At 47.0% G+C, this 26,822-nt stretch carries 18 protein-coding genes; 7 read left to right on the top strand and 11 right to left on the bottom strand.

From position 1 onward, the window contains the following. From BR62_RS0109675 to fabD, 6 genes are all read right to left on the bottom strand, one after another. Positions 1-9,135 (bottom strand): type I polyketide synthase (locus tag BR62_RS0109675; protein ID WP_032870653.1); only part of this gene is annotated, 9,135 nt, incomplete at its 3' end. A gap of 39 nt (positions 9,136-9,174) precedes the next feature. Next, the gene (locus BR62_RS0109670; protein ID WP_025284970.1) at positions 9,175-9,912 is read right to left on the bottom strand and encodes an SDR family oxidoreductase; all 738 of its coding nucleotides are present in this window, start codon (positions 9,910-9,912) and stop codon (positions 9,175-9,177) included. A gap of 14 nt (positions 9,913-9,926) precedes the next feature. After that, positions 9,927-11,291 (bottom strand): long-chain fatty acid--CoA ligase, encoded by a 1,365-nt coding sequence (locus BR62_RS0109665; protein WP_032870650.1) that lies wholly within the window; start codon positions 11,289-11,291, stop codon positions 9,927-9,929. Continuing rightward, complete coding sequence (locus BR62_RS0109660) at positions 11,288-11,560, bottom strand: acyl carrier protein (RefSeq protein WP_003153264.1); 273 nt, start codon at positions 11,558-11,560, stop codon at positions 11,288-11,290. The genes BR62_RS0109665 and BR62_RS0109660 overlap by 4 nt, the downstream gene beginning before the upstream one ends. Positions 11,561-11,584: 24 nt before the next feature. Beyond that, on the bottom strand, positions 11,585-12,565 hold the full coding sequence (locus tag BR62_RS0109655) for an LnmK family bifunctional acyltransferase/decarboxylase (RefSeq protein ID WP_015240163.1): 981 nt from the start codon (positions 12,563-12,565) through the stop codon (positions 11,585-11,587). 40 nt (positions 12,566-12,605) lie between these two features. Further along, complete coding sequence (gene fabD / locus BR62_RS0109650; protein ID WP_032870647.1) at positions 12,606-14,864, bottom strand: ACP S-malonyltransferase; 2,259 nt, start codon at positions 14,862-14,864, stop codon at positions 12,606-12,608. A 734-nt stretch (positions 14,865-15,598) separates the two neighbouring features. Between fabD and loaP the strand changes: the two genes are divergently transcribed. Next, positions 15,599-16,129, top strand: coding sequence for an antiterminator LoaP (gene loaP, locus BR62_RS0109645; protein ID WP_007408401.1), 531 nt, complete (start codon positions 15,599-15,601; stop codon positions 16,127-16,129). Between the two features lie 335 nt (positions 16,130-16,464). On the opposite strand, the gene BR62_RS0109640 is transcribed toward loaP, so the two are convergent. After that, on the bottom strand, positions 16,465-17,343 hold the full coding sequence (locus BR62_RS0109640; protein ID WP_015240165.1) for a LysR family transcriptional regulator: 879 nt from the start codon (positions 17,341-17,343) through the stop codon (positions 16,465-16,467). 138 nt (positions 17,344-17,481) lie between these two features. On the opposite strand from BR62_RS0109640, the gene BR62_RS0109635 reads away from it, so the two are divergent. From BR62_RS0109635 to BR62_RS0109625, 3 genes are all read left to right on the top strand, one after another. Continuing rightward, positions 17,482-17,805: a GlpM family protein gene (locus BR62_RS0109635; RefSeq protein ID WP_032870644.1), complete on the top strand. Its 324-nt coding sequence runs from the start codon at positions 17,482-17,484 to the stop codon at positions 17,803-17,805. Between the two features lie 139 nt (positions 17,806-17,944). Continuing rightward, positions 17,945-18,961, top strand: a complete 1,017-nt coding sequence (namA, locus tag BR62_RS0109630; protein ID WP_003153250.1) for an NADPH dehydrogenase NamA — start codon at positions 17,945-17,947, stop codon at positions 18,959-18,961. 113 nt (positions 18,962-19,074) lie between these two features. Further along, a complete protein-coding gene (locus BR62_RS0109625) occupies positions 19,075-19,848 on the top strand; it encodes an alpha/beta fold hydrolase (RefSeq protein WP_012117933.1) in 774 nt (257 codons plus the stop codon). Between the two features lie 49 nt (positions 19,849-19,897). Here BR62_RS0109625 and rpmG read toward each other — a convergent pair whose 3' ends face one another. Together rpmG and rnz are read right to left on the bottom strand one after the other, a co-directional pair. Further along, positions 19,898-20,047 (bottom strand): 50S ribosomal protein L33, encoded by a 150-nt coding sequence (gene rpmG / locus BR62_RS0109620; protein ID WP_003153246.1) that lies wholly within the window; start codon positions 20,045-20,047, stop codon positions 19,898-19,900. A 75-nt stretch (positions 20,048-20,122) separates the two neighbouring features. Continuing rightward, entirely contained in the window at positions 20,123-21,049 is a 927-nt protein-coding gene (rnz, locus tag BR62_RS0109615) for a ribonuclease Z (RefSeq protein WP_032870641.1), read from the bottom strand. A gap of 208 nt (positions 21,050-21,257) precedes the next feature. Here rnz and zwf point away from each other — a divergent pair, with 208 nt between their 5' ends. Then, the gene (gene zwf, locus BR62_RS0109610) at positions 21,258-22,727 is read left to right on the top strand and encodes a glucose-6-phosphate dehydrogenase (protein WP_020956056.1); all 1,470 of its coding nucleotides are present in this window, start codon (positions 21,258-21,260) and stop codon (positions 22,725-22,727) included. Positions 22,728-22,816: 89 nt separating this feature from the next. Here the strand turns inward: zwf and gndA are convergent, their stop codons facing one another. Together gndA and BR62_RS0109600 are read right to left on the bottom strand one after the other, a co-directional pair. Beyond that, a complete protein-coding gene (gene gndA, locus BR62_RS0109605) occupies positions 22,817-24,226 on the bottom strand; it encodes an NADP-dependent phosphogluconate dehydrogenase (RefSeq protein WP_007408395.1) in 1,410 nt (469 codons plus the stop codon). 108 nt (positions 24,227-24,334) lie between these two features. Further along, positions 24,335-25,579, bottom strand: coding sequence for a DNA polymerase IV (locus BR62_RS0109600; RefSeq protein ID WP_032870638.1), 1,245 nt, complete (start codon positions 25,577-25,579; stop codon positions 24,335-24,337). A 75-nt stretch (positions 25,580-25,654) separates the two neighbouring features. Here BR62_RS0109600 and BR62_RS0109595 point away from each other — a divergent pair, with 75 nt between their 5' ends. Both BR62_RS0109595 and BR62_RS0109590 read left to right on the top strand, forming a co-directional pair. Beyond that, positions 25,655-25,936 (top strand): hypothetical protein, encoded by a 282-nt coding sequence (locus BR62_RS0109595; protein ID WP_003153239.1) that lies wholly within the window; start codon positions 25,655-25,657, stop codon positions 25,934-25,936. Between the two features lie 32 nt (positions 25,937-25,968). Next, a complete protein-coding gene (locus tag BR62_RS0109590; RefSeq protein ID WP_007408393.1) occupies positions 25,969-26,805 on the top strand; it encodes a membrane protein insertase YidC in 837 nt (278 codons plus the stop codon). Positions 26,806-26,822: the final 17 nt, after the last annotated feature.

Genomic DNA, 26,822 nt, shown 5'->3' with positions numbered 1-26,822 from the left:
TGCGTCATAACGGTCTTCAATCGGACCTTCGCCGTCAGCCGCACATACGGCGCCGCTTATGTCCTCAGCGTTCATTCCGCCATACAGCGTCACGTATCTGAAAGACGCTTCTTGTCCGCCGCCTTCATCCGGCGGTGATTCCTGCCACTTTGGCTGAAGCAAGAGCGGTTTTTCCTCCGTTTCCTCTTCCAGAAAACGGGCGGTGAGCCCCTTCAATCGGACACATACCGCGCCGTTTTCATCACACAGCTCAATATGATAGGCGCCGTCCGCTGAGGAAAGCACCGCCCACATCGTCTCCCGGCACGCAGAAAACACCTGCATATCCTGGAGGGCAAACGGCAGAAACGGCCGTCCGGACGCGGAACCGTCTGAGAGCACGAGACCGATAGAAGCCTGAAGGGCGGCGTCCAGCATGCTCGGATGCAGGATGAACGGCTCCTTTTCTTCGCGGGCGGACGGCGGAAGAGTGAGCTTTGCGAGCACTTCTCCGTTTCCGGCATAGACGGCGTCAAGCGCCTGATGCGACGGTCCGTTGGTGATGCCGAGGCTGTCGAACGCTTCATAGCACTCAGCCTTTGACAAGTGACGGCCGCCGCAGCGCGCCTGAACCGCTTCTACATCGAGAACAGGAGCACGTTCCGTCTCTTCGAGCACGGCCTTTCCCTGGAAAAAGACAAGCGGCTCTTCTCCTTCGGCATACGCTTCAAAAGCGATGTCTCCGTTTTCTTCCGGCTGAAGCTTTACATGAAGCGTCACTCCTTCAGAAAGCGCCGTCACCGGACGGAGCCAAACGATCTGTTTGAGCCTTACACCCGTTTTCCCGCCCGGCAAGTCTTCGGCGGCAAATGTAACGGCGGCCCGGGCCATTTCTAAAGCAGCCGCGCCCGGAAGCACCGGTTTTCCATTGACGATGTGATCGGCAAAAAACGGTTCATGTCCTGAAAAAACAGAAGTAAAACGCTGGGCGGTAAAGGTCGATGTATTCGTGTGGAGCAGCGGGTGAAGTCTGGCTGCTTTCTCACTTTTCGCTGAGCCTGTTTTGTCAAGTGACACATCAGCTTTTGTGACCCAATATCGGTCTTTGGCAAAAGGGTAGGCCGGGAGACTGATGCGGCCCGGGTTGCACTGATAAAGAGCTGACCAATCGACGTCAAGTCCTTTAACCCAAAGGTCAAGCAGCTTTCCGTATTTCCCTTTTTTCAGCCAGGCATTTATGGTAAGCGCCATATCTTCATCAGAAGTGAGTGAAGCCGCCAATGAATGATGTTTGGCTGTCCTGCCCCGCCAGATATGAGCATGTTCGATATTATGATCGTTTGAGAAACTCATAAGCTTCATTTTCAGTTCTTCTATCGACTCGGCCGTAAATGCAAGCCGCTCAGCCATCGGTTCTCTTCCCGTCTGAAGCGTGTAAGCGATCTTGGCTAAATCCCCGTCAGAACGTTTTTTTCTTATGACATCATCCAGAAGCCGGCGGGCGCGCTCTGTCAATTGCTGCTCATTTCGCGCTGATAAAATAATAACAGCCGGTTTTTGCGGAGAAACAGACGCGTTTTCCATTGGTTTCAGGCTGTCAGACGGCACAAATTCCTGAATGATGACATGCGCGTTTGAACCTCCTGCTCCAAAGGAGGAAATGCCGGCAATTCTCGGATATTCCTTCATTTCACCCGTGATATTCAAGACAGGTCGCTTCCATTCCGTTTCTTTTTGCTGTACGAAAAACGGAGTGTGCTCAAACTCAATATTCGGATTCAATTCCGCCGCATGCAATGAAGGGGCAATCCTCTTATGTTTCAATTGCAGAAGCAGTTTGGTGATCCCCGCAATCCCGGCAGCGCTTTCTAAATGTCCGATATTTGATTTAATTGAACCGATGGAACAAAACTGCCGGTCTTCTGTTGTCAGGCGAAAAGCTTTCGTTAACCCGTCGATTTCAATCGGATCACCGAGCGCAGTGCCCGTTCCGTGGGCTTCCAAGTAACTGACCGTTCTCGGGTGAATGTCTGTCCGTTTCAACGTCTCTGCGATCAGATCAAACTGCGCTTTCGGATTCGGCACCATATAAGCGTTTGTCCTTCCTGCTGCATTCAGCATGCTTCCTTTGATAACGCCGTAAATATGATCGCCGTCTTTCTCCGCTTGAGCAAGCGGCTTTAACACAATCGCCCCTACTCCTTCACCGTCAACAAAACCGTCCGCACTGTCTCCGAAAGATTTGCATTTATCACCGGGAGACAGCATTGAAAAAGCGGACAGCCGCTCATAGTGGGCCGGATCAACGATAAGATTGACTCCGCCGGCAATCGCTGTTTCACTCATTCCGCTCCGCAGGCTTTCTGCGGCGAGATGGACAGCTGTTAAAGAAGAAGAGCAGGCTGTATCCACAGCCATACTCGGCCCTTGGAAATTGAACAAAAACGATACTCTGTTTGCGATAGACCAGTCGCTGGGAACTGTCGGGTAATTGCTGTTCATCACACCGACAAAGACTCCGATTTTCCGGCTGTCACAAAGCGTGGCCGGGGTGTACCCCGCATCTTCAATGCTTGAATAAGCAGTCTGCAGAAACAACCTTTCCTGCGGATCCATCCTTTCAGCTTCCGCGGGAGATATACGGAAAAACAGCGGATCAAATTTATCAATGTCATCGAGAAAACCGCCCCATTTTGAATAAATGGACCCCCATTTTCCGCGTTCCTCGTTATAAAACGTTTTCCAGTCCCAGCGATCTTTCGGCACTTCAGTAATAGAATGCCTGCCGGCTTTTACATTTTCCCACAGCTCATCAACGTGATCGGCGCCCGGATACCGGCCTGACAGACCGATGACAGCGATATCCTGGATATAGGGATCTCCGTTCGTCCTGCTGCCTTCCTCGTTTTGAGGAATCTTGTTTTGTTTTACATTCAGATTATCTGTGTGATCAGACAGCTGTGCCTTACGCACACCCATCGCTTTCATAAATGCTTCCGGCTGAGAAAGAAGCAGGTAATCCGCGATTTCTTCTATCGTCTGATATTCAAAAAAGAGGGTGCTGGTCATTTGGTCAAACACGTTACGAAAGGCATTTGTGAGCCTGACGACCAGAATAGAATCCAAACCGTATGCGGTTAAGGAAACCGACGGATCCATTCTCCCGCTCGGAATCTTCAGCGTTTTTCCTATTAATTCCGTCAGATATGTGATGCCCCGTTCCCTTACGTTTGGAATCGGCGCGGCGCTTTCTGCGGGAGCCTGCACCCGTCCGGCGTTTTCGGGATGAGCCCGTCCATTCCCGAATTGCCGCTCGAGCGCTTCTTTACGGGAAGACAGAAAGTAATCAGCAAGCTCATCAATGGTTTGATATTCAAAAAATAAAGTGCTGCTGACAGAACCGAAGACGTCTTTTAACGCGTTGGTCAGTCTGACGACCAGTATGGAATCCAATCCGTATGCGGTTAAAGGTTCATGGGATAAAAGACGATGCGCCGGCACTTTAAGCGCTTCACCGATTACCTTCTTCATCAGTTCAACGCTTTTTTCTCTCAGGCTGAAGTGCAAAGTATCATCCGAAAGACCTTCTGCGTCATACGGACGGCGCTCCGGCTTCTCTTCTGACGCCTGCGTGAGGGCAAGCCTGACCGTTCCGTCACTTTCAGCCGCTATAATCTGCTGGCCTAAGTCGTGTGCGGTTTCAGCCGGAAACAGAGGATGGACGAATCCTTCAAGCGAAAGCGCTTCCGCCCAGCCGGCCGGATCAACCCCCGGACAGCCCGGAATCCGTAAATCATGATCCTCATACAGCCACCAGCCTTCAAGAAGGCCGAACGTCACATGGTTGAATATGGTGCGGCTGTTGATCTCATTTATTAACAGCTGGCCGTTTTTTTGCAGCATTGCTTTCGCATGGCGCAGCGTAGAGCGGATATTTTTTGTCGCATGAAGCACATTGGTCGCGATCACTGCGTCATACGTGCCGATGTCCGGCGCTTCTGCTGATACTGGCTGCTCAGCGTTGAATATTTTATAAGTGACATAAGGATATTCCGGACCGAATATGTCTTCTGCATGTAAAAGAAATGCTTTAGAAATATCCGTGAAACAATATTCGGCAATATGCGCTTCATACGGTTTCAATTTTCTCATGACCGCGGCGCTCGTCCCGCCCGTTCCGGCTCCGATTTCTAAAATGCGGATTTTCGCCTGCGGGTCTTTTTCCAGACGTTCCTTCAAAACTGCAATCAATGTGTCAGCAAGCTTGTCATTGAAAAAATCAGAAATGATATTATTGCGGTAAATGCCTTCCACAAGACGGAAGGAGGAGTCAGGGAACATCACTTCCGTTGCCGGAAGCTTTCCGGTTAAAATGTCTGGAAGCACACGCAATGTCTCTTCTGCCAATCTGACATGCGCCCTCATGTCTTTCTGGCGCAGCCAAGTCTCTTTTTTCCGCTCCCATTCCTCCCACACCTGCCCTAGATCCGTTTTTTCCGGAGTAAGCGCTAATTTATTCAGGAGGACAAAGCTCTCTTTCAGCCATCTGCTGTATTGTTCCGTTATGCCGGCAGCCGATTGAAATAACGGCAAAGCCTGACCAAGCCCGGCTCCCATCTCATAAAGGGTTGATACAAGCATTTTTTCAATAAGGGACTCCATCTCTCTCATGCAGCTCATGACACTTGATGCTTTTAACCGCTCAGCTTCGTCATTCTGCGTGATGTTAACCGTTAATTGTCCGAGTGCGGAAGGAATCTTTTCCGGATAAACCGTTACTTGTTCTTTCAGATCGTCTTTCATAAAAACCGGATCTGTCGTTTTGATCAGCGCCAGCTGGTCATGAGGTCCGGAAAGCAGGGTTTCCAGCGTTTTCATCGCTTCGGGCGCCTCAATAGAAGCGATTCCGTCCCGCTCCATCCGTTTCCGGTATTGTTCTGAAGCGACAACGCCGACACTTCCCCAAAAGCCCCAATTGACAACCTTTACGGCATACGGCGCTTTCTGTGAGATCCGCTTAGCAAAAGCGTCTTTAAACGTGCACCCGGCGGCATAATTGCTCTGTCCCGGCGCTTTTTGAAACGACATCATCGAAGAGAAAAACAGCAAGAAATCCAGGGGTTCCCCTTCAGCTACCCGGGCAATCTGCAAGCTCACATCAGTTTTTGCAGAAAGTGACGCGCGGAACTGATCCTCTTCCATATTGGCAAAACTTCGGTCTGATAACACGATGGCGGAATGGATGATTCCGCGGACCTTTCCATTTTCCTTTACAATGGTGTCATACGCCCGTTTGAGAGAGTCATAATCGGCAGCATCCGCGCTGAAATATTGCGGTGCGGGACCTAAAGCCGCAAGTCTTTTCAGCTTTCTTTCAATCTGTGTATCTTTTTTCCGTCTCCCGATCCAGATAATTTTCGCCTGATAGGTCTGAATCATATATTCAGTCCATACTTCTCCTATTCCGCCTGCTCCGCCGATAATCACATAAACCCCGCCGTGCCGGTATAATGAAGGCTCATCTGCATGAGGCTGGCAGACGGCCAATTGCTGGCGGTGCCACTGACCTGCACGAAAGACCCACGGATTTCCCTCGGGGTCCGCCGGTAAAGAGAAGACATCGGGAAGATGCCGGTCTCCCCTTTGAGATTCCAAATCAAGAAGCCGGATGCTCCAATTGCTGTATTCTTTTGCGAGCGCCCCCGCTAATCCGTGTATGCTTGCATGACTCGGATTGACCTCATCATGTTCATGAATCGGCTGTGCTTGAAACGTGCAGATTGTCAATGATAGTTGTTCCGTGTCAAAATTCAGAAGCAGAAGCGATTTTACCAGCCGGAAAAGCTGCATGACCCCGTGCTCCTGTCCCTCGGCCGTATCCGCATCATAAACGGATGGAATGGGATGATCCGGCGCCGCCCATATCATGTGTTGAAAAGAGCCTTGCGCTTTCAATGTTTCAGCCATTTGTTCCGCGCTGTCCAAAGAAGTGATGTCCGGAAAACGGACATCGGAATACATCTCTTTCAAAGCCTGCTGAAAATCCAGCCCGGCCCCGATGACGATTATTTTTTCTTCACGCATGAAAGACATGCCGGTTTCCGGAATGGTGACGGTGTTCCAAACCGGTGTCATAAGCAATTCCGTTTCACAGCTTTTCTTCGGCGTGACGCCAGCTTTTTGGTTAAACCCGGCGCTTTCCTGCACCTCTTTTATGATAAAATCTTTCACTGCCGCCAACAGCACGCCGCGCTCATCACAAATATGCAGATCAAATTGGTGAACAGAGGCCGCTTTTACCTCCGCATACACAAATACGGTTTTCGCTAACGGTTCAAGCAGCTGTATTTCTCCGAAGGAAAACGGTACGATAAGCGCAGGCTCTTTTTGAAATTGCAGCACATGCGCCATTGCAGTTTGAACAGCGCCATCCATTAAGGACGGATGTAGGATGTACTGTTTAAAATCGGCTTCCAAGTGTGACGGGAGCGTTAATTTGGCCAGTGCTTTCCTTTCTGTATAAGAGAATTCGCGGATGACCTGAAAACTGTCCTTTTGCACGATTCCCGCCTCAGAGAACGAGTGATAGATGTCTTCCGGCTCCGTTCTCTGCGCAAATGGCGCCGGGAGCTGAAAGGCCGGGGCCTCTAAAGACGTCCCTTTTTCTTTACAAATCACTTCTCCTTGCGAAAAGAGGGTGCCGTCCGCTCCTTTTTCTTTAATGACATAGCTTATACGCTCTTTTTCTGCTTCAAACTCTATCATGACGGATCTTGGGTCTGTCCCTGTCACAATCGGCTCCATGTACCACACACTTTGAAGAGAGACGACCGGGCGTTCTCCCCACAATCCCGCGCCGTATGCCGCCATTTCCAGATGACAGACTCCGGGAAGCACATATTTTTCGTTCACTAAATGATCTTTAAAGAAATATTCATCCTTGGAAAATATCTTTTGAAACGTCCCTTTCCGGGCGGATGAAATATTCTCATCAAGCAGAGGATGCAGCGCTTCACGCTTTTTGATATTTTGGGGCTTTTTTGTATACCGCTTTTTTTGATCGGTCAGCCAGGACGTTTCCTTTAAAAACGGATACGTAGGAAGCGGAACTTTCTGATACGGCGTTTCCGGCTTTTTGCAACCTTGAAGGCCTTTCACCCACAGCGCGGCAAATTTCTCAGGATCTGAAACGGATTGGCCTGAAACGTCCGGCCGCCCGTGTGACGCTTTTCCGAAGTACATATACCTGCCGTCGCTGTGACCGCTTACAAATCCGTCCAATCGCTGTTTCAGCTCAGAAAGGGATGATGCAATGACAGCAAGCCGGAAGGAGAAAGGCTCTCTGCCTGACAATAAGGTGGCAGCGATATTTTCCAGACTGTATCCGCCGGCAGAAGGCAGGTTTTCCAAACGGGCAAGAAAGGAGCTCAATTTCCCGGCATATTCTTTCAGCTGCTGTTCGGAATGTGCGCTTAATACGACGGCATGCGGTTTTTGCTCAGTATTCTTGTCCGCTTGCCGTTTTGGCTGATAAGCACCTACGATCAGATGGGCATTAGAGCCTCCTGCGCCGAATGAACTGATTGCGGCGATTCTCGGTTTATCTCCTTCAGCCGGCCACGGCCGGTTGTTTCGGACGACATAAAATGGCGAATCAGAAAAAGAAATCTTGCGGTTCAGTTCCTCGGAGTGCAGACTGGCGGGAAGCGTTTCATGTTTCATGCTTAAAAGCACCTTGATTAAACCGGCGATCCCTGCAGCCGCTTCCAAATGTCCGATATTGGATTTCACCGAGCCGATTCCGCAGTAGTTTTTCTCATCGGTCTGTTTATCAAATGCCATAGACAGGCCGCGTATCTCAATCGGATCGCCGAGCGCCGTGCCGGTTCCGTGAGCTTCAATGTAGCTGATATCCGCCGGACTTACCGCGGCTCTGTTTAGAGCGGATAAAATCAGGTCCCGGTGCGCTTCCGGATTCGGCACCGTATACCCGGTCGTTTTGCCGCCGTGATTAGTGGCTGACCCCTTAATGACACCGTAGATGTGGTCTTTGTCCGCAATCGCTTTTTTCAATGGTTTTAACAAAACGGCTCCCGCGCCTTCGCCGGGCACGTAACCGTCTCCGCCTTCACCGAAACTGCGGCATTTTCCTTCAGAAGACAGAAAATGCGATTGGCTTAAAAACATGTATTTTTGCGGATGTAAGCTGAGGTTGACGCCTCCGGCCAGCGCCATTTCACAGTCGCCCGACATAATGGCCTGACAAGCCTGATGGACGGCGACAAGCGATGAAGAACACGCCGTATCAACAGCGATGCTCGGGCCATGGAGATCAAGGAAATAAGAAACCCGGTTCGGAATGCCCCAATATAAGGAGCCGGGGCCTTTGTACTGATCTTTGAGGAAACCTTCTTCGTGTGCAATTAATGAATATTCATTCCAGGTCACTCCGGCGAATACACCGATTTGATCCGTCGGCCTCGCCGCCGGATTCCCGTAACCGGCATCCTCCATCGCTTCCCAGCAGCACGTGACATACAATTTTTGCTGAGGATCCATTAAATCAGCTTCCCACGGGGAAACAGAAAAAAACAGCGGGTCAAATTGATCCGGATGATCAATAAAACCTCCCCATTTACTGTATGAAGCGTATTCTGCCGTTTTCTCTTCCGAGTAATAAGAGCTGTCCCATCTGTCCTCTGGGATTTCAGTGACACAATCTTTATTTTCCATTAAATTGTTCCAAAAATCATGCTGGTTTTCCGCTTTCGGAAACATCCCGCTCATTCCGATAACCGCAATATCAGAGCTCCCGTCCGTTGCCGGTTCAGGCACCTTTTCAGCCGCCTGTACGGGAAGCAATTCTTCTTCCTGCCGGCTTCCCGTATCAGGCTCCGTTTCTGTGAATTCAAGAACGCTTTCGGGATTTCGTTTCTGCGCACTTAAAAACTCACTCAATTTCTCAATGTTCGGATATTCAAACAGCAGCGTTTCAGAAAGGCCGGTAAATTCTTTATGCAATATGGTCATGATTTCTTCACTGATGAGAGACGTCACGCCAAGAGTAAAAAAAGCGGTTTTATCTTCCGCTTCGGTCACCTCGGCACCCAGCTTTTGCGCTATTACCGTTCTTAAAAATTCGTTAATACATTTCATGAGGATACCATCCCTTGTACAAAAGAATTTTTCTGTGCTTTAACAAGTTAATCCGCCGTCTATTGCCATTGTCTGTCCGGTCATAAAGGACGATTCAGGAGAAAGCAGGAAACGAACGAGTCCGGTCATATCGTCTGTTTCACCTAAACGTCCCATCGGCGTCCTTCTGATAATCTGCGATTTTTGTTTTTCCGGCATATTTTTCGTCATATCGGTGTCCACAAAACCGGGCGCAAGTGAATTGACACGGATTCCTTTAGACCCGAGCTCCCTGGCCAGGCTTCGCGTCAAGCCGTCAAGAGCCGCTTTGGATGCACTGTAGACTGAAGTGCCTTTAAATCCTCTTGAGCCGATAATGGAGCTTATGTTAACGATTGATCCGGAATTTTGTTTCAGCATGACACGGGAAACGTTCCGGGTCAGCTTGATGACTGAGCCGATATTCAGATTGAGGATGCGGTCAATGTCTTCATCATTGGTCAGGGGCAGCAGCTGATCAAGGTTCAAACCGGCGTTATTGACCAAGCCGTCTATTCTGGAAAACTTGCGGTATACTTGAAGAACAAACTGTTTCATGGCGGCATCATCCGCCGCATCCGCCGCTTCCCAATAAAAGCGGCCGCGGTACTTTTCACTCTCTCTCAATGTGTTAATAAAATCAGATTCACTGCGGCTGAAAGCGGCTACTATGTAATCCTCATCCAAAAGCGTCTGTACAATCGCTTTTCCCAGCCCCCGGCTTCCTCCGCTGACGACCGCTACTTTTCCGTTATTCATATTTGCCTCCTGTTTTACACGTTTCTTATTTTTTTAAATCGATCATTAGACAGTTTCCGATCTGTAACAGAGATGATCTGCGGTATCTGATATGGCTGCAGCTTCTGTTTGCAATGAGCTACGGCCCGCTTTCTGAAAGATTTGATATCTTCTTCTTTTTCGAGCACGGCCTCTGCCGCGACAATCTCGCCTGTAATCGGATTTTTTCTGCCTGTTATGAGAACATCCCGGACATTCGGTATCTCCAGAAAGACGCTTTCCACCTCTGCCGGAAACACTTTCTCTCCGCCCACATTAATGATTTCACTCTTTCTTCCAAGGATTCTTATATATTCGCCGTCTGTTTCCACCTGGTCACCGGTGTCATACCAGCCGTCTTCATCGAAAGGTGACGGTGCGTTTAAATAGCCGAGCATCGCGGACTCAGAACGGACCCAAAGCGTGCCTCCGGTAATTTTGGTCTCTGTTCCGGCACCGCCCACTTTCATCCAAGTGGATTGGCTGTCTTTTGATTTCGTTGAGAATATACCCAGTTCAGTTAATCCGTATGTTTGTTTCAGCCGTACATCCGGAAACAGCCGGTGAATGCCGCGCAGCGTTGATTGGGGCATCGGTTCTGTGCCGTAAGTGATCAGCCGGAGTGAAGAGAGGTTATAGCCGGCATCCGCCTTGGACATCAGCAGCATGTTTAAAAAGGTCGGGGTGGCGGGGAGCACTTGGACAGCATGCTTGTCGACCGCCTGATAAACGGACTCCGGCGTTCTGCTGTCTGATGTGACGATGGTTCCCCCGTTAAATAGAATCGCAAACAGCGTATTAATGCCGCCGATATGATCCAATTTCAGAAAAATGAGCGTACGCAGCGGTTTTCTCTTCGCCGTTTTATATTTTTCAAGCAGCCGGCCGGCGCTTAACACGGATGCTTTGCTTTTGCCGGAAGTTCCCGATGTGAAAATAATAATGCCTGACTCCCTTCTCTCGCGCAGGTCATCAAGCAGAGGGTGAGAGGCGCTTTCAGAACCTTCACGAAGCGTCCAGCTGTCATTTTCATTTATTTCAATGATTTGATTCACTTTCGCGTCTTCAAACATATCGAGATGCTTTTCCCTTGATTCATTGCTGAGAGGGACAACGATATTTCGGTTTAACAAAAGCGCCATCAGCAAGAAAATAGCGTTCGGGGAATAATCCCCGATAAGCGCCACACATTCTCCTTCACGTATTCCGTTTTGTTCAAGTTCTTTCTGAAAAAAGCTAATTCGTGCCAGCAAATCATCATACGTAAAAGTCTGCCCTTTAAAAATGAGAAACTCACTGTCTTGCGTTTCCCTAAGCTTATCAGTCACCCAGCTGATATCTCCCCCGCTTTCTGTTTTCATGATTGAGCACTGTCCATATATTTTTGATAAATATCACAAATGCTGCCGACGGTTGTAATGCTTGAAATTGTTTCTCCTTGGGAAAAAGGATCTACTCCGGTTTCCATCTCCATCTGTGCGACTAATTGAGCGATATCCAGTGATGAGAAGCCCAGATCCTCTATGACTCTCACATCATCTCCTGCTTCGACGGCCCGATATGACTGCTGTTCTTGAATGTCCTGAATGATTTGAGCGATGATCTGCTTCATTTCCTTGGTTTGTTCCATTTGCTTTCAGCTCCATTCTTCATTTTATAGACTTCTGATGACCCGCTTATAATCCGGAATATGATCTTGTGAAGAGGTCGGCACCGCCAGCAGCTTGTCCACCTTGGAAATGGCCAGCAATGTATGATTTCTTTTCATATAGACTTCAATCTGATAGCTGATTTTCGCCACTGAGATCATACCGAGGGACTCACCGTGAAAGTCGGGATCGCATTCTTCAATGTGTCCCGTCATATAAATATCAAGCTCTTCATCTGCAAAACAATTTCCGTAATAATACGTCTCTCTTTCAAGCAAAAATAAATGCCGCGCGATTGAAACCGGAAAACCCGGCTTCGACCGGCGCGTCATCCATTCAAATTCCGCCGCATCCATTATCTTGCTGAATTTCGCAAACACCATGGCATGCCCGGGCGCAGCATCCTGATCAACAGGAACCCGATATGAAACGGGGTCTGCTGTTTTGAGATTGCCCGGCTTCATACCGAAGGCGTCCGTTCTGATTTTCTTTGACCGCATCAGGGCGTAAGGCGGCTTGGCTAGCTTAGAAAGTTCCGCAATGCATTCAGCCTTAGGCGCTGAGACTTTGCGCGTCGAACCTTCTGTTTGTGTGACGTCGACGACAATTAAACTATTGGCTTTCATAGAAGGAAACCGTCCCCGGTCCCACTCGCTTTTATCAGAGCTGACCGCTCCTTTCGGCCCGAACAAATAATCAGATTCTAATATGGTTTCTCCAAACCGGGAGATATCGACTCCGACGGAAACCTCGTCCCATAATCGGTACTGATCAAGAGGCTGATCTGAAGGAACTTTGAGATGTGTCATAAAATAAGCCGGATACAAAATCAGCCCTTGGTGATCGGCCATCTGATCAGGCCGGAATCCCGTTCCGTCCGTTAAATGGTGACTGTGTGCGTTGCCGAATAACAGCAGCAGCGCGTACTCATTCAAATTCCCTAACCCGACATGGCTCATCGTTAATTCATGATTTTCAATCAGCATGGTCTGTCCTCCGCAGAAAAAATGTAATGGCTGGTCATACTCAGCCTGTAATCGATACCAGCCTTTGCGCAAGAAGGCCGGCTGTTTCTTCCATGAGCTGTTTGCCGATCAGATCGACATGCCTGTTTCTCCAATTTTCAAGCGGGGTTCCTTTCACCCATTGATTAAACGCGCCGAGCGCAGGACCGCAATGAATTTGGTAATCTATTTTACTTTCACTTTTTCCTTCCAGAGCGAGCCTTGTCGTATGAGAAAAATACCATTTAAATACCATCGCCATTTTGTGTTTCGGATTCTGTTCGGCTTTGGCGATCTGCTCAGGAGATTTATCACGTTTCAACTGCTCATACACTTCTTCAAAACTGCGCTGGAAATACTTTTCTTCAATTAATGTTTTCGTTTTTTCATCTATTTCATCTAAAGAATTGTATTGTCTGTACAAGTCAAAGAGTTTATTGGCTCTTGCCGGGAAAAACAGGCCTTTTTTCAGCACCTGCACCCTTGCTCCCGCTTCAAACATATCTCCCGCAGGAGCGTATGACGTATCCTGCACGTTCGCTTCCTGAAGCAGATCTTTCACTGAATCACTTGTCCCGGCTTCGACCGTGCATTGATTAATAGAACCGGTTCCGATAAATTCGGCGCCGAGCAGAAACGCGGCAGCAGCCGCTTCCGGAGTGCCGATGCCGCCCGCTGCGCCGATTCTTACTTTTTTCGCATAACCGTGCTTCTCCATCATGCGGTCTCTGAGTCTGATCATGGCAGGCATTAATGTATACGGAATCCCTTGGTCGGTATGCCCTCCTGAATCCGCTTCAACGCAAATGTCATCAGCCATCGGAATTTCTTTTGCAAGCGCCGCTTCCCCGGCTGTCAGCCGATTGTCAGACACAAGTCTTTCCAGCACATGAGCCGGAGCCGGATTCAGAAAGGCCTCAGCGACTTCAGGCCGGGATACTTTCGCGATGATTTTGTTTTGAACTGACACCGACCCGTCATGATTCCTGGTTAATCCCTTTGCCCTGTATATAACAAGAGCGGGGGTTATGCCCATAAATGCCGATGCTTCAATAAGATGAATGCCGTTTTTCAAATATAAATCTATCATTCTGACTTCCTTGTCAGGTGACATCATATGATGAAGAAGATTCATTCCGAATGTTTCCCCTTGCCGCAGTGCAGACCGGATGGTTCCGATGGCCTGTCCGATCCGTTCGATACTCAATCCGCCCGTTCCGAAAAAGCCCAGCATTCCCGCTTTTGCCGCTTTAATGACCATCTGTTCCGAAGCAATTCCCCTGTACATGGAGCCCGTCATGTAAGCATATTGGATGTTATAATCTTTTTTAAAATCTTCGTTCCCTAATCTCATTCCCGCCGTTTTTTGCGGATCAGCTGCCGATGCTTTAACATCAGCAGTATCAGACTCTTCTTTCGGCATAGGTAATGGGACGGCATCTTTTTTAATCTGACGCGTCAGTTTTGTCAGCACTTCCCCGGGCCCGACTTCTGCAATTTCATTATTTTCAAGTCCCATCAGACGGCGTATCGTGTCCGTCCACTTTACCTGATTGGTCATTTGCAAAGTCAGATTTGTTTTGATTTCATCATTCTTATAAGGTGCGGCATGAAGATTTGAGATCACCGGAAAACGAAGAGGCAAAAACGCCGTTTCTTCTAAATAATCCGCGAACTCTTTTTCAGCATCTTTCATATAGCGGGAATGGAAGGCGCCGCTCACATTTAAAGGAAGGTACATTCTCACGCCGGCTTTTTCAAAGACGGGGCCCGCTTTTTCAATGTCTTGTTTCGTTCCGGCGATCACAATTTGCGAAGGTGAATTGTGGTTAGCGATATCAATGCCGGTCAGATGATAATCGGATAGAACCTCTTTTACTTGTTCAGCGGTAAACCCCAAAACCGCCGCCATGCCTCCGGGAGCTGCCTTGCTCATGAGCTCCCCTCTTTTTTTCACAAGCTGCAAACCGGTCTCAAAATCAAAGCAGCCGGCCGCAAATAACGCATTATATTCTCCTAAACTGTGCCCTGCGGCGTAATCAGGCTCTCTGCCGGACTCTTTCATTTTCTTTAAATAACTGAGTGCACTCACCGTATATAACGCCGGCTGGGTAAATTGCGTTTTCCCCAGCTGGTGATTCGGATCCTCCAGACACAATTCTTCTATAGAGTAGCCTAATATGTCATCAGCCTGACGTGTCAGATCTTGAAATTCATCAAACAGTCCGGCTCCCATTCCTTTAAATTGAGAACCCTGCCCCGGGAACACAAACGTAAGCATCTTATCCTCATCCTTTCCGCATCGCCAATTTTGTATATCACATGTGGATCTCCATACAAAAACGTCTCTTATTTCATATATTGACTGGTGTAAACACCGGCATAAAAATAAAAACACAAACGCGTTTGCGATTCAGCACAGGTTTAAAAATCGCAAACGCATTGTGTTTTCCTTTTCTAACATAATTTATATAAAGACATCTTGCTTGTTTACTGAATGTTTCGCATGACAAGCTGCAGTGCCAATATGCCCGAAAACAGCCATGACGGCACACTTCTCCCTTATCATGTATATGTAGATATATACATTACAATCATTTTTATAATCCCTATTTCCTCTTCAACGTGCCGAAACAGCGATTGAAATTTAATAGGTGCTTTACATCAATTTAATAAATTTAACAAATAGTTGCTATTTAAAGAGAATAATATCAATTTATAGATAATAATGTCAAGGTTTTATTTCGTTATTTTCTGACATTTATTCCACAGTTTTATGTTGGGTGGACAGTCGGCATAATTGTTTCGGGATAATTGTCAGATAATTCCCTGAACCCTTTTCATGTCAAAGAAAATTTCATCGCTTCTCTGTCAATTGGGTCTATACTTATTTTTCATTTTCATATATTATGTAAAAAAAAGACGAATTAGAAAAATTTTTAATCACTTTAAATACTATCCATTAAATACTTTCTTTGTATAATAATTTCTTATTATTCTAAGGAGGACCCAGTCATGAAATGGTACGCACTTTTTGTAGAGTCCGGAAAAGAAGAAACAGTTCAAAAATTTCTGCGTCTGCAGTTTGATGAGCAGGCTCTCTACTCAATCATACCCAAGAAAAAAGTCACAGAACGAAAAGCCGGAATCAAATACGAGGCACTCAAAAAGATGTTTCCGGGATATGTGCTGTTTAAAACGAAGATGACAGAGCGGACATTTCATAAAATCAAAGAACTCCCCATTTCATGCAGAATCGTGAATAACGGCGCATATTATTCCAAAGAGCGTAAAACCTATTTCACGACAATTAAGGATGAAGAAATCCTCCCTATCATTAGGCTGATCGGAGAAGGAGACACTGTAGATTATTCAAAAGTCTATATTGAAAATTCAAAAGTAACCGTTGCCTCAGGGCCTCTTAAAGGAATGGAAGGCATTATTAAAAAGATCGATAAAAGAAAAAGACGCGCCAAAATCTGCCTGTCTTTTATGGGACTGGACAAAATGGTCAACGTCGGAATTGAAGTGCTCTCCAAACCCTAGCATATCAAAAAAAGCATCAACAGCATGTGCCGTTGATGCTTTTTTTATATAAACAGACGAAAGCCCGACATCAAAATAACCCCGCTCACCACCGTCACGGTCAGACTTTTTGACATAGTTGACCTGAAGCCGGGCTGCGCCCATGAGGCAAAATCACATTTAGGGGAAGATACATTTTAATCAAGAGCGGTGAATTGACGGTTGAGCTTCATGACGAAAAGCATGTGCTGACTTCGGGCGATGCCGCACAGTTATTTTAATTCCTCGGATGAACCGGTGACATATTTTATGCTGGTCTATTATGCTGAACCGGCTTAAACGCATATCAGGCTTCTTCAGACAGAAGCCTGACGGACCGCAACCCATTCTTGTATGCATTGAATCAGTTTCTGGACAGAAGGTGTCTGCGTCTCCTTTGCATGAGCTGTCAAAATGCCGAGCTGCCTGGAGACATACCGGTCAAACCGTTTGATGAGCACATCACAATCATTCACCAAAAGCTGCGGCAAGATGCTGATCCCCAGATTGTTCCGCACCATTGCAATAATCGCTTCATCCCCTCTGATTTGATAAGCGACCCGCGGCGTAATCTTTTCTTCCTTCAGCACTTTCAGCACATCAAAATGTGTCTCCGGATAAGGCACGATACATTTGACGGACTCCATGACATGTAACGGAACCGTTTCACATTGCGCCAATTCATGCTGCGGGCTCATCACCGCTACAATCGGATCCTCTGCCAACGGGTAAAAATGCCACTTCTCGCTGTGGGATGTCCCGATCGCCGCATCAATCCGATCATCTTTCAGCCATTCTTCCAGTTCAGTAGAATTTCCTTCAAACAGATGCACCTTAATGGAAGGATACAGCTCATTAAATTCCCTCAAAATTTTCGGCAGCCATTTTACCGCCACGCTCGTAACAGTGCCGAGCCGGACTTCCCCTCTTTCTAACCCATTAATATTATCAACGGTTTCAGACAGTTTTTCATAGTTTTTTTGAATTTCCTTCATAATATGTAACACTTTCAAGCCATTTGCGGTGGGCCTCACTCCATGCCGCTGTCTGATCAAAAGCGGAAAACCGTACTCTTCCTCTAATTTACTGATCATTTGGCTGATGTTCGGCTGTGTGTAATTCAATATGGCAGCGGCTTGGGTCAGGCTGCCGCTTTCAACCGTTTTAATAAAGGCTAAATGCTTCTTTAAATCCAACCGGCTTCATCTCCCAGATATCATTCTTTATTATCCAATGCATTAGTTATATTTAGTTTACTTATACATCAATCAAAAATAAAATGGCAATGTCTCCATCATTATACTTGATCACAAACAGAAGGTGAGCGTTTCAGCATGAGTTTTCTCATTCAATTTTTTATCGGCGGCACCGTTATGGTGGCCGCCGCGTATTTAAGCAAATCGAAATACTTATTTTTATCAGGCGTTATTACATTGCTGCCGATCATGACGTTACTGAATATTCACTTGCAGCTGAAAAATATGAGCGCCGACGATTTCAGAGCCGCTCAAAAAAACGGAATATTCGGTGCCTTCGGCGCAGTGATCTTCATCAGCAGTATTTTCATCCTGACAAACTGGTTCAAAGGTGGCCACGCAGTCATCGGTGCGTTTCTCATCTATATTTGCTATATGATCGGCTGTAAATGCCTGTTATGAAGATACGGCCACGCTGTGTATAAAAAAATGCCCGTCCAGAACAATAATAACAATGCGCTCAGTCGTGAGCAGTTTATATGACTGAATGATCATGAGTTGTTATAATCAATGTCTAAAAACATTCCGGGAGGCGAAATAAATGGCCAGAAAATTATTCACACCATGGACCGTTAAAGATGTAACGATCAAAAACCGTATTGTTATGGCACCGATGTGCATGTATTCCTCACATGAGAAGGACGGAAAACTGCAGCCTTTTCATATGGCGCACTACATATCGCGTGCAATCGGACAGGTCGGCCTGATTATCGTGGAAGCGACAGCCGTTAATCCTCAGGGGCGCATTTCCGATCAGGATTTGGGCATTTGGAGCGATGATCATATCGAAGGTTTTGCCAAACTGACGGAACAAGTGAAAGCGCAAGGATCTAAAATCGGCATTCAGCTTGCGCACGCCGGACGTAAAGCTGAGCTTGAGGGAGACATTTACGCTCCGTCAGCCATTCCGTTCGATGAGCAGTCCAAAACACCGGCTGAAATGACGACAGAACAAATTAAAGAAACCATTCAGGAATTCAAACAGGCAGCGGCGCGCGCGAAAGAAGCCGGCTTTGATATTATTGAACTTCATGCGGCACACGGCTACTTAATGCACGAATTTTTGTCCCCTCTGTCCAATCACCGTACAGACGAATACGGAGGCTCACATGAAAATCGCTACCGCTTCTTAGGCGAGACCATTGAAGCCGTCAAGGAAGTCTGGGACGGCCCGTTATTTGTCCGTATTTCTGCATCGGATTATACAGACAAAGGGCTGGACATTGCGGATCATATCGGTTTTGCGAAGTGGATGAAAGAACAGGGAGTCGACCTCATTGATTGCAGCTCAGGCGCACTCGTTCAAGCTGATATTAATGTCTTCCCAGGCTACCAAGTGAGCTTCGCAGAGAAAATCCGTGAACAGGCCGAAATCGCAACAGGCGCCGTCGGTTTGATAACGACGGGAACAATGGCGGAAGAAATTCTGCAAAACAACCGCGCTGACCTTATTTTTGTCGCGAGAGAACTTCTGCGCGATCCGCACTTTGCAAGGAGTGCAGCGAAGCAGCTGAATACTGAAATACCGTCACCGGTTCAATACGACAGAGCATGGTGATGAAATGGCAGCCGGAGTTTTTCGATCCGGCTGTCTCTTTTTTTATTTTTTGAGAAACGATTGCCGAAGCTTCTCCGTCTTCCCTATAGAACCAATTAGAGGGGATGACTCCAATGAAAGCAGCATGGATGGAAAGGACATATCTGATTGACGGGTGTCCGTTTTATACGAAACACCGTAAAGGCGCCGGCGAAGTGACGATCGTCTTTGAAGCCGGCTACGGCACTTCTTCTGAAACATGGACATCATTACTCGCTGACATAGATGAAGAATTTGGGGTTTTCACATATGACAGAGCCGGAATCGGCAAAAGCGGACAAAGCCGAAACAAGAGAACGGCGGACCACATGGTACAGGAATTAAACGCTCTTCTTCTGAAGGCCGGCGTCAAGCCTCCTTATCTTGTCGTCTCGCATTCATACGGCGCGATTATCAGCAGACTTTGGGCGAGCCGGAACCGCCGTGATATTCTCGGGATGGTGATGCTTGATCCGGTTTCTGAGGATCAGGAGACGAAAGTGCTTCCGCTTCTTCCCGAAGAAATGAAAGCCGCCTATTTGAAACAGTTCATATTGGAAGGATCACACGCGGAATTTTTGACGAGCCTTCGTCAGATCAAGCATCAGCAGATTCATTTCGGCGATATGCCGCTGTTGATTTTATCATCGGGAGAGCGGGATGAGCGCTTAAAGCACGCTCATGAACAATGGGTGAAACTGCACAGAAGCATGCTTGATGTCTCTTATCAAAGCGGATGGATTCAGGCCAAAAACAGTTCTCATGCCATTCACCACGATGAACCGCACATCGTCCACCTTGCCATTTATGATGTTTGGTGCGCGGTGCGCCAGCAAATGAATGCTCCTGCCTATCAGGCGGTAAACTGATAAAACAAAAGCCATTGTGCAACGGCACAATGGCTTTTGTTATCGTGATCTATTTTGTCTCACGATGCAGCGTATACTTTTTCAACCGGGGTGAATACTTTTTCATTTCTAACCGGTCCGGATTCGTCCGTTTGTTCTTCGTCGTAATATAATTTCTGTCCCCTGTCTCTGTACAGGCCAATGTAACATTCACACGCATCATTTTCACCCCTTCAAATCGTAATTATTACGTTTTATTATATCTCATCAGAAAAAAATGTCAAGCGTCCATTTTTTAAGACCGCTCCACAGTGACCTCCATGAAGTCAAATGCGATCTTACTGTTTTCAAATACCGCTTTCGCCTCATGTTCGAGACGCTCTATCGGCGATTCTCCCTGATACCTTGCGCTGATATGAGTTAAGATCAGCTGTTTGGCGCCTGCTTTTTTTGCCGTTTGCGCAGCCTGTTCTGTCGTCGCGTGATAATAATTATGTGCGAGCTTTGCATCTTCCTTGGCAAACGTCGCTTCATGAACAAGCACATCCGCATTGCGCGCAAGCTCCGTTACCCGCTCTGATGCCCTCGTATCCCCGGAAAAAGCGACGATTCTTCCTTTTTTCGGGGGTTCCAGAAAATCCCGCCCGTTAATGATTCTGCCATCGTCAAGTGTGACCGTTTCGCCGTTTTTGATTTTCTGATAGACGGGTCCGGGCGGGATATTCATTTCTTTCAATCTGCCGGCCTGCAATGCGCCGGGAATATCCTTTTCCTGAACCCGGTAGCCGAACGCTTCCACACCGTGAATGACGGATGCTGCGGTAACAATGAATTGCTCATCTTCAAAAACCGTCCCCTCTTCGATTTCATGTACGGTAAGAGGATACGTCAGATGAGTCGCCGTCACGTTCAGGCTTGTTTCGATAAAGGCTTTAATGCCTTTTGGCCCGTAAATCGTCAGCTCTTCTTCACCGCCCTGAAATGAACGGCTCCCCAACAGACCCGGAAGACCGTAAACATGGTCGCCGTGAAGGTGGGTGATGAAAATCTTTTCAATTTTCCTCGGTTTGATTGTTGTATGTAATATCTGATGCTGAGTGGCTTCTCCGCAATCAAACAGCCATACGGAACGCCTTTCTTCAAGAAGCTTCAGCGCGACGGACGTTACGTTTCTCGTCTTTGCCGGCATGCCGGCCCCCGTCCCTAAAAATAATAATTCCACAATGCTTCCTCCTAGATCTTTGTACTACTAAGGATACAGGATCAGACTGAAAATGTGAATTCACCCGGGCCTTCTCCGGCCTGATTAATTTTTTTCCGCAAACCGCAAAAAACAGGCTGAAATGTTTGCTTTCAATGAATTTTAGATTTAAAATGAAGGAAATATGCGGGGTTTTAAACCATGCTTCAGATAAAGTGAGGTACTCTAAGTGAAAACAAACGACAAACCAAAAGCAGTAATTGTAATATTTGGTGCCACAGGGGATTTGGCAAAACGAAAACTTTACCCATCCATTCACCGTTTATATAAAAATGGTCAAATTGGTGAAGAGTTTGCAGTTGTAGGTGTTGGAAGAAGACCTTGGTCAAACGAGGACCTCCGGGAAACGGTTAAAACGTCTGTTTCTTCTGCCGGGCAAAAAGACATAGACGATTTCACATCTCATTTTTATTACCATCCGTTTGATGTAACGAATCCGGGTTCCTATCAGGAGCTGAATGTCCTGCTTGATCAGCTTGAACATACATATGAAATCCCGAACAACAGAATGTTTTACTTGGCGATGGCTCCTGAGTTTTTCGGCACGATCGCAAAATCACTTAAAAACGAAGGTGTCACAGCGACAAATGGCTGGTCCCGTCTCGTCATTGAAAAACCGTTCGGCCATGACCTGCCGAGTGCGAAAGAGCTTAACAAAGAAATACGCGAAGCTTTCACGGAAGATCAAATTTACCGGATCGACCATTACTTAGGCAAACAAATGGTTCAAAATATCGAAGTCATCCGGTTTGCGAATGCGCTGTTTGAGCCGCTGTGGAATAACCGCTACATCTCAAACATCCAGATTACGTCAAGTGAGGATCTTGGCGTTGAGGATCGTGCGAGATATTATGAGAAATCAGGCGCACTCCGTGATATGGTTCAAAACCATATTTTACAAATGGTCGCTCTCTTGGCGATGGAACCGCCGATTAAACTGAACACGGAAGAAATCCGCAGCGAAAAAGTGAAGGTGCTGAGGGCTCTCCGCCCTGTCGCCCCAAACGAAGTGAGCGACTACTTCGTCCGCGGACAATACCAAGCGGGAACGATTGACGGAAACTCTGTACCAAGCTATACAGATGAGCATAATGTAGCACCGGATTCCAATACGGAAACATTCGTGTCCGGAAAGCTGTTGATCGATAACTTCCGCTGGGCCGGCGTTCCGTTTTATATCCGCACAGGGAAACGGATGAAAGAAAAATCAACGAAAATCGTCGTTCAATTTAAAGACATTCCGATGAACCTTTATTACGGCAATGAAACGAATGTAAATCCGAACCTGCTTGTCATCCATATTCAGCCGGATGAAGGCATTACACTATATCTGAATGCTAAAAAATTAGGCGGAGCCGCTCATGCTCAGCCGATTAAGCTGGATTACTGCAGCAACTGCAGTGACGAAATGAACACACCGGAAGCCTATGAAAAATTAATCCATGACTGTCTGCTCGGTGATGCGACAAACTTTGCCCATTGGGACGAAGTGGCGCTTTCATGGAATTTCGTCGATGTGATTTCCGAAACGTGGGCAGCCGACAAAACCCTTTCTCCGAATTATGAAGCCGGGTCAATGGGACCGAAAGCTTCGGACGATCTTCTTGAAAAAGACGGTCTCCACTGGTGGAATATATAAGAAAATATCAAAAACCGCGGCGCCGTTCATGACGGTCCGCGGTTTTTAATATCAGAAAAGCCCCCGCAATAACTGCGGGGGCTTCTTCATTACTTCATCCATTCAGTATGGAAAATGCCTTCTTTATCTGTGCGTTCATACGTATGCGCGCCGAAGTAATCACGCTGCGCTTGAATCAAGTTTGCAGGAAGCACTGCCGTACGGTAGCTGTCGTAATACGCAAGTGCGCTTGAGAACGAAGGTACCGGCACGCCTTGGGCTACGGCAAGTGAAATCACTTGGCGAAGGGCGCCTTGGTAGCTTTCTGCAATGTTTTTGAAGTAGCTGTCTAACAGCAGGTTGTCAAGCTCCGGTTCACGGTCATATGCGTCTTTGATCTTTTGCAGGAACGCCGCGCGGATGATACAGCCGCCGCGGAAAATCATCGCGATTTCACCGTATTTCAGATCCCAGTTATATTCTTCAGACGCGGCTTTCATTTGGGCGAAGCCTTGTGCGTAAGAACAGATTTTACTCATGAAGAGCGCTTTTCTGACCGCTTCAATCAGTTCTTCTTTATTTTCAGTGACCGGCTTAACGTCTGGTCCGGACAGAAGGCTGCTTGCTTTCACACGCTCTTCTTTCATTGCGGAAATGAAACGCGCAAAAACAGATTCAGTGATAATCGGAAGCGGCACGCCTAAGTCAAGAGCGCTTTGGCTTGTCCATTTACCCGTTCCTTTTTGGCCTGCTTTATCAAGGATCACGTCAACAAGCGGTTTGCCCGTTTCTTCATCTTTTTTAGTGAAAATGTCAGCCGTGATTTCGATCAGATAGCTGTCAAGCTCTCCTTTGTTCCACTCAGCGAATACTTCGTGAAGCTCTTCGGCAGACAATCCGAGCACCTGTTTCAGAATGAAATATGACTCAGAGATCAGCTGCATGTCACCGTATTCAATACCGTTGTGCACCATTTTTACATAGTGCCCCGCTCCGTCCGGGCCGATGTATGTCGTACAAGCTTCTCCGTCCACTTTAGCAGAAATGGCTTCTAAAATCGGTTTTACGAGTTCGTGCGCTTCCTTTTGGCCGCCCGGCATAATAGAAGGCCCTTTCAGCGCTCCCTCTTCACCGCCTGATACACCCGTTCCGATAAAGTGAATGCCGCTTTCGGCAAGCTCTTTGTTCCGGCGCTGTGTATCTTTATAGTATGTATTTCCGCCGTCAATCAAAATATCGTCTTTTTCCAGATGAGGAAGAAGAGATTGAATCGTCGCATCCGTTGCAGTTCCCGCTTTAACCATTAATAAAATTTTACGGGGTGTTTCAAGAGACTGGACAAACTCCTCAATGCTGTATGTACCGACAACATTTTTGCCTTTTGCCTCTTCTAAAAACTCTTCCGTTTTGCTGCTTGATCTGTTGTATACAGACACAGAAAATCCCCGGCTTTCGATGTTAAGAGCCAGATTTTTACCCATTACCGCAAGACCGATAACTCCGATTTGTTGTTTTGACATATTCTAACGTCCCTTCTTCAAACGTTTAACCATTTTAAAATTTAAATTAAAATAAAATGATATTTATACTAAAGAAATTATCATACATAACCCCTTTTTTCAAGTTATTCACCTTTTCTTTTCATCCTGAAAAAAGTCTCTGTTAAAGCTCGTTCCCCTTGTTTTGCTTTCTTCTTTTTTTATAACAGCGCCTTTTCTGATCAGGTTTTGGCCGTACTTTTCATTCAGCTCGTTCATCATCTGAAAAATCGGCTCATCCTTTGCGTCCTCCTTGAATGAAAACAGATCAAGCTGTTTATACGCCTGCTGTTTTTCAACCAGTTCCGTTCCGGTGATGCCGAGAAGCCTTACCGGATTTTGGTTCCAGTGCTTGTCAAACAGTTCCATCGCCGCTTCCATGATGTCTTCTTTCTGATCAGCCGGATTGCTGAGGGTCATGCTTCTTGTGACCGTTTTCCAATCCGCATACCGAATCATGATGAACAGCCGGCAGGCCATGACCTCCTTACGCTGGAGCCGTTTGCTCACAGACAGCGCGAGCCGGTCAAACACGCCCGTTAATTCATCCCAGTCAGCCGAATCATGCGACAGGGTGGATGAGTTGCCGACGCTTTTAAATTCATATATCCGCTCGGGATTGACTTCTGCAGGATGGATGCCGTTCGCTTTATCCTTCAGCCTCGGGCCGTTTATGCCGAGAAGCGTTTTCAGCGCATGTTCATCTCCTTTTGCCAAATCACCGATCGTTTTGATGCCGAGCGTTTTTATTTTTTCCGCAGTTTTCGTTCCTATACCGTGCATCTCTTCAATCGGAAGAGGCCATAATACGTCCGGCAGCTCTCTTTTTCTTAAAATGGTGATGCCGAGCGGTTTTTTCATGTCAGAAGCCATTTTAGCGAGAAATTTATTCGGGGCGATGCCGATGCTTGACGGAAGCAAAAGCTCTTTTTGCAGTCTCGCCTGAATGTCTTCGGCTGTCTCATACGCCCTGTGGCTGTGCGGTGTGTCCGTAATATCCATGTATCCTTCATCAATAGAAACAGGCTCGACTAAATCCGTATACTCCCTCAGAATGCTGAACATTTCTTTTGACGAACTCCGATAGCGGTCAAAATTCGGAGGCACGACGATGAGTTCGGGACAGAAGCGTTTTGCCCGCCACACCGGCATGGTGGTCTTTACGCCCCGCGCTCTCGCTTCATAGCTGCAGGTGACGATGATTCCTTTCCGTTCCTTCACGTTTCCGGCAACGGCGATAGGTTTTCCTCTTAAAGACGGATCATACGCCATTTCTACGGAGGCATAAAAACTGTTCATATCGATATGAAATATAATTCTCCCTTTTCCGGCCACTCCCGGCGCCTCCTTTCCTTTCATAGACAACCTTATATATATGTAGTAAAATAAGAGCTGAATGGATGTGATAAAATGATTCTTGAGTCAATGAATGACTTTTTATTTTTAGTCGATTTTTTCACAATTATTCTTCCCGCTCTGACCGCGATCGGCATCGCTTTTCTTTTGCGTGAGCGCCGCGCAGGCGAGCATTGGAGAACGAAACGAATAGATGAACATCAAGCAGTCGTTCAGCTGAACCGAACAGACTTTCTTATTATTATATATCATCGCATTACAACTTGGATACGTAAAGTCATCCGCATGAATTCACCGGCGAATGATGATGAAGATGTCAGCTTCCTCCTTTTATAACGGCAAGTGAAGATAAAAAGGAGGAGACATAATTGTCTAAAACATATCAAAAATGGATCGCATTCGGATTGTTTTTTATCGTACTGTGCACAGGCCGCTCGGCTTTTGCAGCGACATCTCAGACTCAGACGGGAGGCCTCGGGAATATCGGGTTTTTTCACGATTACCTGATCGAGCCGTTTTCGGCACTTTTAAAAGGCGTGGCGGGCCTGTTCCACGGTGAGTACGGATTGTCGATTATTCTGGTGACGATTATCGTCCGGATCGTTGTATTGCCTTTGTTTGTGAACCAATTTAAGAAACAGCGGGTGTTCCAGGAAAAAATGGCTGTGATCAAACCGCAGGTCGACAGCATTCAGGCTAAAATGAAACAAACGAAAGATGCGGAGAAACAAAAAGAACTGCAAATGGAAATGATGAAGCTTTACCGTGAGCACAATCTGAATCCGATGGCAATGGGATGTCTTCCGATGCTGGTGCAATTCCCGATTTTGATCGGTTTTTATTACGCCATCCGCTCAACGCCGGAAATCGCTTCACACTCATTTCTGTGGTTCAGCTTAGGGCATTCTGATATTCTTGTATCACTGTGCGCGGGGGCCATGTATTTCTTACAGGCTTATATTTCCCAAAAATTAAACGAGAAATATTCACCGGCTGCTCAAAATCCGGCCGCAATGCAGTCAGCAAAAATCATGGTCTTTATTTTCCCTGTCATGATGACCGTTTTTTCACTTAACGTACCGGCTGCGCTGCCGCTTTACTGGTTTACAAGCGGACTGTTTTTGACAGTGCAGAATGTACTTTTACAGCAGACGCATCATAAAAAGAAACAGGCTGCGGCTCAGGCGGAGCCCGCCAAATCATAATACTGAAACCCTGCCGG

It is taken from the genome of Bacillus sp. UNC69MF (genome assembly GCF_000746035.1).
Lineage (GTDB): Bacteria > Bacillota > Bacilli > Bacillales > Bacillaceae > Bacillus > Bacillus velezensis.
This window is presented reverse-complemented; position numbering and strand designations above follow the sequence as displayed.